The sequence below is a fragment of the Vibrio sp. 1751 genome, from assembly GCF_033339895.1.
Taxonomy (GTDB): Bacteria; Pseudomonadota; Gammaproteobacteria; order Enterobacterales; family Vibrionaceae; genus Vibrio; species Vibrio alginolyticus.
The window spans coordinates 1-10,711 of sequence record NZ_JAWOVM010000114.1 but is presented as its reverse complement, the minus strand read 5'-3'; the positions used below and the strand labels follow the sequence as shown (position 1 = coordinate 10,711).

The window sequence follows — 10,711 nt, the reverse complement described above, 5'->3', positions numbered from 1 at the left end:
ATATCTTCGTCTAAATCGTAGCTCATACGTTACCTTTAAAATCCAAGACTGGACAACAAGTCATCGACTTCGTCCTGCGATGAAACCGCATCTTCTCTCAGTTCTGGATGAAGAATCGGGCCTTCGGCTTCGCTTGTTTGTGTATTCTTTTTATCTGCCGGTTCTGACAAAACTTGAATGTGTTCTTCAAGTTTATTTCCAGAGAATACGGTTAGGATTTCCACTAAGCGGCCTTCAACTTCATTAACCAACGTAATTACGCGGCGAATGATTTGGCCAGTTAGGTCTTGGAAGTCTTGCGCCATGAGAATTTCGGTCAACTGGCCGCGCAATTCAGTGCTGTCCCCTTCGACTTGCACTAATAGCCCGTCGATTCGGTGGCACAGTGCTTTAAATTCGCTTAATTCTATGCGCCCGTGCATGAGTTCATTCCATTGAGGACGAACTTTTAGAAGGCAATCATGCAGGTTGTCAGCGATAGGAAGGCAGCAGTCGACCGCATCCATTGTTTTGTTGGCTGCAAGCTCTGTCTTCTCGATCACATAATTGAGACGATCCCTAGCGTTAGGGATTTCGTCTTTCGCAATTTCGGTCATGCGCTGATCGAGACTGAACTGCTTGAGTGATTCGTGAAGGTCTCGAGTTAACGCTCCAATTTCTTGCAGCATTGGGTTATCGGCACCTTCGTAGATCGAGGCAACAAGCATATTGGCTTGGTCTTGTTCCCCGTTTTCTAGCATTTGAACGAGTGACTTCGCCTGCTCTAGTGAGATCATTCTGAATAGACCCTTTTACGTTTAGTTCTTCTTATCACTTTGAAAACGCTAAACGAGTCATTTAATAGGTATTTAATAATTGGTATGAATGACTCGAATAACAAAGAGAAAGAGAGAGTTATAAACGCTCGAAAATTTTATCTAATTTTTCTTTTAATGTTGCAGCAGTAAATGGCTTAACAATGTAGCCGTTTACACCTGCTTGAGCAGCTTCAATGATCTGCTCACGCTTCGCTTCAGCCGTGATCATTAGAACTGGCAGATGCTTAAGTTCTGCATCCGCGCGGATGTGTTTAAGCAAATCGATGCCTTGCATACCTGGCATGTTCCAGTCAGTTACAACAAAATCGAAGTCACCTTTTTTCAGCATTGGTAATGCGGTTAAACCATCGTCCGCTTCTTGAGTGTTATTGAAACCCAAGTCACGAAGCAGGTTTTTAACAATACGGCGCATTGTTGAGAAATCATCAACAATAAGGATCTTCATGTTTTTATTCAAAATTGCCTCCACTGAATCGTAAAATCAGTGTTTTTAGTCATTTTGTGTCCACGCACTGAGCTTGGTACGTAAACGTTGCATCGCTTGACTCAGTATTTGACTTACGCGAGATTCGCTTACGCCTAACACATCGCCAATTTCTTTCAAATTGAGTTCTTCATCATAATAAAGCGAAAGAACCAAAGCTTCACGCTCTGGAAGCTGTTTTATTGATTCAACCAGTGCTTTTCGAAATGATTCATCAACTACCCCTTTGAATGGGTTGCTGTCATCGGTTTCATCCGCCGGTGAAATCACATCATCAGAAACGCCTAAATCTTCAATACCGACTAATTTTGAGCAGTTGATATCGGTAAGAGCACTATGATATTGATCCAGTGTCATACCGAGATGCGTGGCTACTTCAGAATCAGTAGGATCTCGATTTAATTCGCCTTCCAGCTCCGCAATCGCTTGGTTAATCTCTCGATTATTTTTATGAACAGAACGCGGTACCCAATCGCCTTTACGCATGTCATCTAACATTGCGCCACGAATACGGATACCTGCATAAGTTTCAAAGCTCGCACCTTTAGAACCATCATAATTCTGCTGAGCTTCGATAAGACCGATCATGCCGGCCTGAATTAAATCCTCTACCTGAACACTCGGCGGTAAACGGCCTAGTAGGTGGTGAGCAATGCGCTTAACCAACACTGAATAACGTTCAATGAACGCCTGCTGGCTATTAAATTTGCCATGTTGGTCATAGGTTATCGCTTTATTCACCAAAAGGGTCCTCTGCGAATTCGGTACGATTTAGCAACCTTTCCACAAAAAATTCCAAGTGTCCACTTGGTGTTTTCGGTAGTGGCCACGTCAACGCTTTGTTTGCTAGTGAGCTGATAGCTAAAGCGGCAGGCGAGCGTGGGAACGCATCAACGACAATTTTTTGTCTTTTTACAGCCTGTCGTACTTTATCATCTAATGGAATACATGCTACGAGTTCAAGGCTAACATTCAAGAATCGCTCTGTGACTAGTGTCAACTTTGCAAACAATTCTCGCCCTTCACGGTAGCTTCTGACCATATTTGCTACAACTTTAAAGCGTTGAACTTGGTGTTCTTTACTCAACAGCTTGATTAATGCATAGGCATCTGTGATTGACGTCGGTTCATCACACACAACTACAACCACATCTTGAGCTGCTCGCGAAAAACTGATTACCATGTCAGAGATACCAGCAGCGGTATCAATCAGCAGGACATCCATTTCGTCTTCAAGACTACCAAATGCTCGAATGAGTCCAGCATGCTGAGCGTGAGAAAGCTCTGTCATGCTCTGTGTGCCAGAAGTTGCAGGAATTATCTTTATACCATAAGGCCCTTCGACAATCGCATCTTTTAGCTCACATTCACCCGCTAAGACATGTCCTAGATTACGTTTTGCACGAATTCCGAGCATCACGTCCACATTGGCCAGACCTAAATCAGCGTCGAGAACCATCACCTTCTTGCCTTGGCGAGCCATACAAATCGCCAGACCCAGTGTTACGTTTGATTTCCCCACACCACCTTTGCCGCCAGTAACAGCAATCACTTTGGTCAACGATGGTTGTGTTAAGCGACGGAGGCCGCTTGCTTGATCGTGTATCATATTCTCAGTCATAGTAGTCCGCCGCCTTAGAGTCCTTCACTGTCACTGTTCCAAAAGTGAGGTTCGTTCTCTGTCGACTTCTCTAACAGTTCATTTGCTTTCGCAAGCATATATTTTGGTTGCGCTATCACAATGTCTTCTGGTACGCGCTGACCATTAGCGATGTAAGCTACTGGCATTGCGTTTTGAATCACTACACTGATGAATTCGCCTAGGCTTAATGACTCATCAAGCTTCGTCATAATACAACCCGAAAGTGGTATACGTCGGAAGTGATCCAGCGTTTCTTGTAGAACACGACGTTGTGCGGTAGCCGGCAAAACAAGGTAGCTGTGAATCACTTCTCCGCTCTCTTGCATTAGAGTGTCGAGCTGCTCGGAAAGCCTCACATCTCGTTGCCCCATCCCTGCCGTATCGACCAAAATCAGTCTTCTGTTTCTTAGCTGATATATAACATCGGCTAACTCGTTAGAATCTTTAGCAACTCTTACGGGACAACCCATGATTCTTCCGTAAATTGAGAGTTGCTCATGTGCACCTATGCGATATGTATCTGTTGTCACAAGGGCCACATTGTCGGCACCGTATTCCATGGCTGCGCGTGCTGCGAGTTTCGCTACGGTTGTTGTTTTCCCAACCCCCGTCGGACCCAACAATGCGACTACGCCACCACGTTTTAAAATGTCCTGTTTAGGAATATTGATTTGATCCGCCACCAGCGACAATAACGCTTTCCACGCTCGCGCTGGCTTTGTATCTTCCGGGATATAACAGGCCATCTGGTCTGCTAACTCCGGAGAAACGCCCATTCGCTCTAAGCGCTTAATCAGCATTGCTCTTAGCGGCTCACGGCGTTCTACTTCTTGCCACATCAGGCCAGAAACTTGGTGCTCCAACAGACGACGAATTGACGTCATCTCTTCGCGCATGCTTTCTAGCTCATCGGCCGATTCGTCACGCTCATCACTTGGGCGACGTCGGTCATATCGCGTCGGGTCCAGCTTGGGCGTCGGACGTTCAAATCGATTGTCCTGTGCGATTAGCTTCGCCAAAGGTGAATCTGGTTGATATGGCGCTGGCTTTTCTTGGTTGTAGCAGTCGCGATGCTTATTTTGGCGTTGCAGCAAAGCAGAGAGCGAATCTTCATTTTCTGCTACGTGATCGTCAGCATCTGCTGCACCACCGCTATATTGCTTAAGCATATTAGCGAATCGCTGCGTCATTGAGCCTGTTTTTTCATTGTTACTGTTATTACTGTTCAGGCTAATTTTATCTTCATCTAAATGACGATCTTGGTAACGATCAGCAGAAGACGATGACATTTGACGATGTTCGTTATAGCGATTCGATTGAGAAGCACCGCGATTTTGCTGTGACGCTGCGCTTGCTTGAGACGGATTAGATTCACTATCTATCGCCGCAACAATCGCTACTCCACCAGCCACTTTCTTGTTTGACATGATCACCGCTTCCGCGCCTAAGTCCTCTTTCACTTGGAGCAGCGCCGTTCTCATGTCTTTGGCAAAAAATCGCTTTATTTTCAAACTATGAATCCATTAATGATGCGTGAGATCAGTTACCCACGGCTTGCACAATTCTGATCTGTTTTTCATCCGGGATTTCTTGGTAAGACAGTACCCGGAGATTAGGTATTGTGTTCTTCACAAATTTCGCCAACGTCGAGCGTAATACACCAGAAGTAAGCAGAACGGCAGGTTCGCCTTTCAGTTCTTGTTCCTGTGTCGCTTGGCTTAGTGAAGACTGCAATCGCTCAGCGAGTCCCGGTTCAATCCCCGCGGATTCGCCTCCTGATGCTTGCATAGTTTGATGCAATATTTGTTCCAGTTCAGGTATCAAAGTAATCACTGGTAACTCAGGCTCTATACCATTGATTTCTTGAACAATTAGACGTTTAAGACTAATTCGAACTGCTGCCGTCAATATGTCAGCTTCTTGACTCTTACTTGAGTACTCAGCCAAAGTTTGAACAATCGTGCGAATATCGCGGATTGGAATGGCCTCGTTTAACAAGTTTTGTAGGACTTTCACCACCACACCTAATGGTAATTGGTCAGGAACAAAGTTCTCGACTAACTTAGGCGCGCTGCGTCCCAACATTTCTAATAAATTCTCTACTTCTTCATGACCAATTAGCTGTGATGCGTTGTTGGTCAATAGCTGGCTTAGGTGCGTCGCTAATACCGTTGATGAATCAACAACCGTATAACCCAGAGCCTGCGCGTGCTCACGCTGATCTTCTCGGATCCATACGGCTTCCAGTCCAAAAGCAGGGTCAATGGTTGGCTCACCATCAATCATGCCATACACCTGACCTGGGTTAATCGCTAGCTCTTGATCCGGACGAATCTCTGCTTCGCCCACCGCAACCCCCATCAATGTAATTCGGTAACTGTTTGGGGTCAGCTCAAGATTGTCACGAATATGAACCGCTGGAATTAGGAACCCAAAATCTTGCGATAACTTTTTACGCACGCCTTTTACGCGCTCTAGCAGTTCCCCACCTTGGTCTCTGTCCACCAAAGGGATTAAGCGATAACCGACTTCCAAGCCAATAATATCGACTGGCTGGACGTCATCCCAAGACAGTTCGCGCTGTGAGGAAGGTTCTGTACCTTCGTCTGCTGTTGCTGGTAAAGCGGGCTCTTTCGCTTTCTGCTTCTGCCGTTTGTCGATGAAATATGCCGCTGCACCGGCCGCGACTGCCAGGCTCAAAAACGCAAAGTGTGGCATGCCCGGTACGATACCCATCACACCAAGAATAGCCGCAGTAATCATCAGCGCTTTTGGGTTGTCGAACATCTGGAAAACCAGTTGTTCACCCATGTCTTCATCGGTGTTTTGGCGCGTCACCATCATTGCCGCTGCAATCGACAGCAATAGCGATGGGATTTGTGCGACCAAACCATCACCGATTGTCAGTAAGGTATAGATTTCAATCGCTTCACCGAAACCCAATCCATACTGCGCCATACCGATCGACAGACCGCCGACGATGTTGATAAACAGAATCAAAATACCGGCAATCGCGTCACCTTTTACGAACTTCGAGGCACCATCCATCGAGCCATAGAAATCCGCTTCTTTGGTCACTTCAAAACGACGAACTCTTGCCTGCTCTTGGTCTATCAATCCGGCATTCAAGTCGGCATCAATCGCCATTTGCTTACCCGGCAACGCATCAAGCGTAAAGCGAGCACTTACCTCAGAGATACGACCCGCACCTTTGGTCACCACCATAAAGTTGATGATCATTAAGATGAGGAAAACCACTAGGCCGACCGCGTAGTTACCACCAATAACGACGTTACCGAACGCCTCAATTACGTTACCTGCCGCATTACCGCCTTCATGACCATGCAGTAAGACGACACGAGTCGAGGCAACGTTCAAAGCCAAGCGGAGCAACGTGGCGATCAGCAATACCGTTGGAAAAGCAGCGAAGTCCAAAGGGCGACGTGTGTAAACGGTCACTAACAACACCACCATCGACAGCGCGATGTTAAAGGTGAAGAACATATCCAGCAAAAATGCTGGAATCGGCAGTACCACCATCGCTAGGGTGGCCAAAACCATCACCGGAGCACCAATAGCTGGCATTTCACGTTGAGGGATTCGTGGCAATTTATCTGCAAACGGCAGGCTTAACTTCATACTGCGAGAGATCTCTATCGATTGAAGCGTCACGTAAGCTCTTACTATTAATACGCGACCGCTTTAGCCTAAAAGTTTAGGTAGGGTTGATAATTAAAGCGTTTTAAGCAATCTATGTACCATAATTAGCGCCAAAATAATGACTAAACACTCAAATAGAGCTTAGCTTTTGATCAAACGAGCTTTTTTAAGGCTTTACCGCTTTTCGTATCAATGACGGTGCTCGGGCGGGATTGGCAAATCATAATCTTGAATTTTCGGGCGCTGTCCACCTCGTTTTCGGTATTGCTTCAATTGGAATACAAATGCCAAAACCTGAGCGACGGCAGTAAATAACCCATCGGGGATCTCTTGCTCGAGCTCTGTCGTGTGGTACAACGCACGAGCCAAAGGTGGTGCTGGCACAATCGTAATGTCATGTTCGCGGGCGACTTCTCGAATCTTCATCGCCATGTGGTCAGTACCTTTAGCGATCACGACTGGCGCACGGTCTGTCTTCTGTTTATAACGAAGCGCTACCGAGAAGTGCTCTGGGTTAGTAACAATAACATCAGCTTGAGGAACATCCGCCATCATTCGACGTTGAGCAGCTTCCCTTTGCAACATACGAATACGGCCTTTCACTTCCGGCTTACCTTCAGTCTCTTTGTATTCGTCTTTGACTTCTTGCTTGGTCATTTTTAACTGATCAGCGTGCTGCCAAATTTGAAATGGAATATCGATGGCAACCACAATCAATAGCGAGCAACTGATCAGCAAAATAAAGTTCAGCAAAATATCTAAAGCATGGAAGATGTTTTGCGGATACACATCCATGCTCAATTGAATCAGATCGGCCTGCGATACTTGGATCAAATAGATGGCGACACCAGTGACCAGAACCACTTTAAGGATTGATTTGATCAACTCTACCCAGCTTTGCATGCCAACCATTCGCTTTAAGCCGCTAAGCGGATTCATTTTCGACAGCTTGGGCATGGCTGCTTGGGCAGAAAAACTGATTCCTCCCACACCTGCTGCTCCAATCATGGCGGCGGTAAACAATGTCGCTAACACCAAAAATAGTGGGAACAACAAATCACTCATCGCGCCCAAAGCGATATCAAACAGTTTTGCAGTATCGAAAATCTCTTCTCGTTGAAGATCAAATAAACGGCTCATGATGGAAAACAATGAACGTGCTAACGCCTCGCCAAACCACATCAATGAAATGGCGCCAACGATCAGCACAGATGCTGATGCGAGCTCTTTAGATCGAGCGACCTGCCCCTTTTCTCTGGCTTGTTGTAACCGTCGGGGCGTGGCTTCTTCGGTGCGTTCCTGACCGTCTGATTCTGCCAAATCTTAGCACTCCAAGCGAATAAGCCGACAAATCTGCGCCTCACCCACTGTCCAGAACATTTCATAATGACTGTATAGACCAGCCAGTATGTACCAACAAAGTAATAGACCCACCATCAAAGCAAAAGCAAAACCAAGCGAGAAGATATTCAGCTGTGGTGCGGCACGGGTCATTACACCAAACGACAAGTTAATGGTCAGTAGTGCAATAATGCCGGATAGAGACATACTCAATGCCGTTTGGAACATAATACCAAGCCAGCCTGCCATTTCACGGAAATCAACCGCGTTGAACGAGCCGGAGCCAATCGGCAAAGTTTTAAAACTGAACACCACCAATTGCAGCATTTTTAAGTGTCCATCGGTGGCAAGGAAAAACATTGTCGTTAAGAACATGAATAACTGGCCAAGCAATGGCGTGTTCTGACCATTTGCGGGATCAACCATAGAAGCAAAGCCCAAACTTGATTGCATACCCAATATTTGACCAAGTAGGACAAAGGTTTGAATCATAAATTGAGTAACCATACCCATCGCTATGCCGATGATCATTTGCTCGGCAATGGTCATGAAGCCACGAAACGAGAGTAGCTCAATGTCCTGAGGTACGGCGGGGATGGCTGGCATGACAGCGAAAGTGATGGCTAAACCGAGGTAAAGGCGGATTCTTGGCGAAACAAATCGGGCCCCGGTTACTGTCATCACCATCAACATGGATGAGATACGAACATAGGGCCAGAAGTAGTTTGCGATCCAATCTAAGACAACGCTAGTGGGGTACTCCATAGGCGCCTCTAATAAAGCACCTGAGGTAAGCGTTCAATCAAGCCATAGAAATATTCCATCAACATTTGCGTCATCCAATGCCCAAACAGCATCAGGGCCAAAAGCGTGACAATCAAACGCGGTAAGAAGCTCAATGTTTGTTCGTTGATGGAAGTCGCAGCTTGAAAAATCGCGACTACAAGGCCGATAAGCAAGCTTGGGATGATAATAGCGCAGACCATGATAAGCACCATCCAAAGTGCTTCACGGAAAAGCTCGACAAACATTTCTGGTGTCATGTCTTATCCTCTATCTGCGCTTATCTAAAGGGCAAAGCTGCCCGCAAGTGTCGAGAGTATCAAGTTCCAACCATCGACCAATACGAACAACATCAACTTGAACGGCAACGAAACAATCATTGGTGACAACATCATCATACCCATTGCCATCAGTACCGAAGCGACTACAAGGTCAATGATCAAAAACGGCAAGAAGAGCATAAAGCCAATTTGGAATGCAGTTTTTAGCTCTGAGGTGATAAAAGCCGGAATCAATACCGCCATCGACACATCTTCTGGATCCTCGACTTGCTCTCCTGACATGGTTACAAACGTCTCCAAATCTTTGATTCGCGTCTGTTTAAGCATGAATGCTTTCATTGGCGCTTGTGCAGCATCAAACGCTTCTCGCGCCGTGACTTGCTCGTTCAAATAAGGCTGAACAGCTTTGTCGTTGATTTCGTTCAGGACAGGAGACATAACAAAAAAGGTCAAAAACAGCGCAATACCAATAATAACCTGATTAGAAGGCGTTTGTTGCAAACCCATTGCCTGACGCAATATCGACATTACCACCACAATTCGAGTGAACGAGGTCATCAGAATCACCATGGCAGGCAAGAAGCCAAGCATGGTCATTAACGCTAAAATTTGTAGTGTAACCGAGTAGTCTTCACTGCCATCAGGGTTCGTGGTCATGGTGAATGCTGGAATACCACCGCCACTAGAAACGGACATAGCACGGCTAGCACCAGTATCACTTTGCATAGCCTGAACTGTAACACTACTTCCATCGGCTAAGTTATCTGGCAGCGCTGACTCCTCTGCTTCAGCAAAGGTAAATGAAGAAAACAGCACGCCGACAAAAAGTAACAACGTACTCAGGAGCAAACGAATTGGATTACCCTTTGTCATGTTTTTTGATCAGCTGGCTAAATTGAGTCGCAAAAGCATTGGTCGCCAACTCTTCCTCTTTCAGTGGCTTATCTAACTTGGCTAAAGTTTGGATCGATTGGCTAGTAATCCCAACCAAAAACTGTTCTTCACCCACTTGAACTACTGCGATTCTTTCTTTTGTACCCACTGGCAACTGACTCACTATACGCAAGCCCTTTTGTTGTCCCATCGCTGGCACTTGCATACGTTTCAGCAACCAAGCCAGTAAAAGAATCACGCCGATTACAAGCACAAGCGAGCCAAGTGTCGTCGCAAGATCCAGATTATTTGGTGCGGCAGCAAATGCATAAGGAGCACTTAGCATTAAGCTCAGTGCTCCAGTGATTTGCTTCAATCGCATTTTGATTGAACGACTCATCTTAACGCAGCTTCTTAATTCGTTCAGTTTGGCTGATCACATCCGTCAAACGGATACCAAACTTATCGTTGACGACCACGACTTCGCCGTGAGCAATCAAAGTACCGTTAACCAATACGTCGAGCGACTCACCGGCTAGACGATCCAACTCAACAACCGAACCTTGGTTAAGCTGCAACAGGTTCCGAATGCTAATTTGAGAACGACCGACTTCCATCGAAATCGTCACCGGGATATCCATAATAGTGTCGAGTTTACGACGCTCATCTTCGCTAATTGGGCTTGAAGTGTCTTTTAGCTCTTCCAGTGGCGCAGCCAATACTTCATCTACGTCTACAGAAGGGGCAGACGGGTCTTCGCCAAGAGCGGCTGCCCATTCGTCTGCTAGCTTTTGATCGTCACTTGGTTCCATTTTTCTATCCTGTGTTA

Annotated in this window: 12 protein-coding genes; all 12 read right to left on the bottom strand. The window is 46.1% G+C overall.

Annotated features, from left to right (window positions below):
* Positions 1-35 precede the first annotated feature (35 nt).
* The 12 genes from R7041_RS21105 to fliN all read right to left on the bottom strand — a co-directional run bounded on the left by R7041_RS21105 (position 36) and on the right by fliN (position 10,694).
* Positions 36-776 carry a protein phosphatase CheZ gene (locus R7041_RS21105; RefSeq protein WP_005380502.1) on the bottom strand — a complete coding sequence of 247 codons (741 nt, stop codon included), beginning with the start codon at positions 774-776 and terminating at the stop codon, positions 36-38.
* 118 nt (positions 777-894) lie between these two features.
* Positions 895-1,263, bottom strand: a complete 369-nt coding sequence (cheY, locus tag R7041_RS21100; protein ID WP_017635949.1) for a chemotaxis response regulator CheY — start codon at positions 1,261-1,263, stop codon at positions 895-897.
* 45 nt (positions 1,264-1,308) lie between these two features.
* Complete coding sequence (locus R7041_RS21095) at positions 1,309-2,043, bottom strand: RNA polymerase sigma factor FliA (RefSeq protein WP_005380499.1); 735 nt, start codon at positions 2,041-2,043, stop codon at positions 1,309-1,311.
* Positions 2,036-2,923: a MinD/ParA family protein gene (locus tag R7041_RS21090; protein ID WP_005380498.1), complete on the bottom strand. Its 888-nt coding sequence runs from the start codon at positions 2,921-2,923 to the stop codon at positions 2,036-2,038. The genes R7041_RS21095 and R7041_RS21090 overlap by 8 nt, the downstream gene beginning before the upstream one ends.
* A 14-nt stretch (positions 2,924-2,937) precedes the next feature.
* Positions 2,938-4,455, bottom strand: coding sequence for a flagellar biosynthesis protein FlhF (flhF, locus tag R7041_RS21085; protein ID WP_005380497.1), 1,518 nt, complete (start codon positions 4,453-4,455; stop codon positions 2,938-2,940).
* A gap of 28 nt (positions 4,456-4,483) precedes the next feature.
* The gene (gene flhA, locus R7041_RS21080) at positions 4,484-6,583 is read right to left on the bottom strand and encodes a flagellar biosynthesis protein FlhA (protein ID WP_025998722.1); all 2,100 of its coding nucleotides are present in this window, start codon (positions 6,581-6,583) and stop codon (positions 4,484-4,486) included.
* Between the two features lie 210 nt (positions 6,584-6,793).
* Complete coding sequence (gene flhB / locus R7041_RS21075) at positions 6,794-7,924, bottom strand: flagellar biosynthesis protein FlhB (RefSeq protein WP_206949744.1); 1,131 nt, start codon at positions 7,922-7,924, stop codon at positions 6,794-6,796.
* Between the two features lie 3 nt (positions 7,925-7,927).
* Complete coding sequence (gene fliR, locus R7041_RS21070) at positions 7,928-8,710, bottom strand: flagellar biosynthetic protein FliR (RefSeq protein ID WP_206949745.1); 783 nt, start codon at positions 8,708-8,710, stop codon at positions 7,928-7,930.
* A gap of 8 nt (positions 8,711-8,718) precedes the next feature.
* Positions 8,719-8,988 (bottom strand): flagellar biosynthesis protein FliQ, encoded by a 270-nt coding sequence (fliQ, locus tag R7041_RS21065; protein WP_005380488.1) that lies wholly within the window; start codon positions 8,986-8,988, stop codon positions 8,719-8,721.
* A 24-nt stretch (positions 8,989-9,012) separates the two neighbouring features.
* The gene (fliP, locus tag R7041_RS21060; RefSeq protein WP_005384464.1) at positions 9,013-9,882 is read right to left on the bottom strand and encodes a flagellar type III secretion system pore protein FliP; all 870 of its coding nucleotides are present in this window, start codon (positions 9,880-9,882) and stop codon (positions 9,013-9,015) included.
* Positions 9,869-10,282: a flagellar biosynthetic protein FliO gene (gene fliO / locus R7041_RS21055; protein ID WP_005380480.1), complete on the bottom strand. Its 414-nt coding sequence runs from the start codon at positions 10,280-10,282 to the stop codon at positions 9,869-9,871. Before fliO ends, fliP begins: the two co-directional genes overlap by 14 nt.
* 1 nt (position 10,283) lies before the next feature.
* Positions 10,284-10,694 (bottom strand): flagellar motor switch protein FliN, encoded by a 411-nt coding sequence (gene fliN / locus R7041_RS21050; protein ID WP_005380479.1) that lies wholly within the window; start codon positions 10,692-10,694, stop codon positions 10,284-10,286.
* Between the last annotated feature and the right edge of the window lie 17 nt (positions 10,695-10,711).

Excerpts from the sequence above, each read along its gene's own strand:
- R7041_RS21105 (WP_005380502.1), bottom strand. The coding sequence starts at position 776 with ATGATCTCACTAGAGCAGGCGAAGTCACTCGTTCAAATGCTAGAAAAC.
- cheY (WP_017635949.1), bottom strand. The coding sequence starts at position 1,263 with ATGAAGATCCTTATTGTTGATGATTTCTCAACAATGCGCCGTATTGTT.
- R7041_RS21090 (WP_005380498.1), bottom strand. The coding sequence starts at position 2,923 with ATGACTGAGAATATGATACACGATCAAGCAAGCGGCCTCCGTCGCTTA.
- flhA (WP_025998722.1), bottom strand. The coding sequence starts at position 6,583 with ATGAAGTTAAGCCTGCCGTTTGCAGATAAATTGCCACGAATCCCTCAA.
- fliR (WP_206949745.1), bottom strand. The coding sequence starts at position 8,710 with ATGGAGTACCCCACTAGCGTTGTCTTAGATTGGATCGCAAACTACTTC.
- fliQ (WP_005380488.1), bottom strand. The coding sequence starts at position 8,988 with ATGACACCAGAAATGTTTGTCGAGCTTTTCCGTGAAGCACTTTGGATG.
- fliP (WP_005384464.1), bottom strand. The coding sequence starts at position 9,882 with ATGACAAAGGGTAATCCAATTCGTTTGCTCCTGAGTACGTTGTTACTT.
- fliO (WP_005380480.1), bottom strand. The coding sequence starts at position 10,282 with ATGAGTCGTTCAATCAAAATGCGATTGAAGCAAATCACTGGAGCACTG.
- fliN (WP_005380479.1), bottom strand. The coding sequence starts at position 10,694 with ATGGAACCAAGTGACGATCAAAAGCTAGCAGACGAATGGGCAGCCGCT.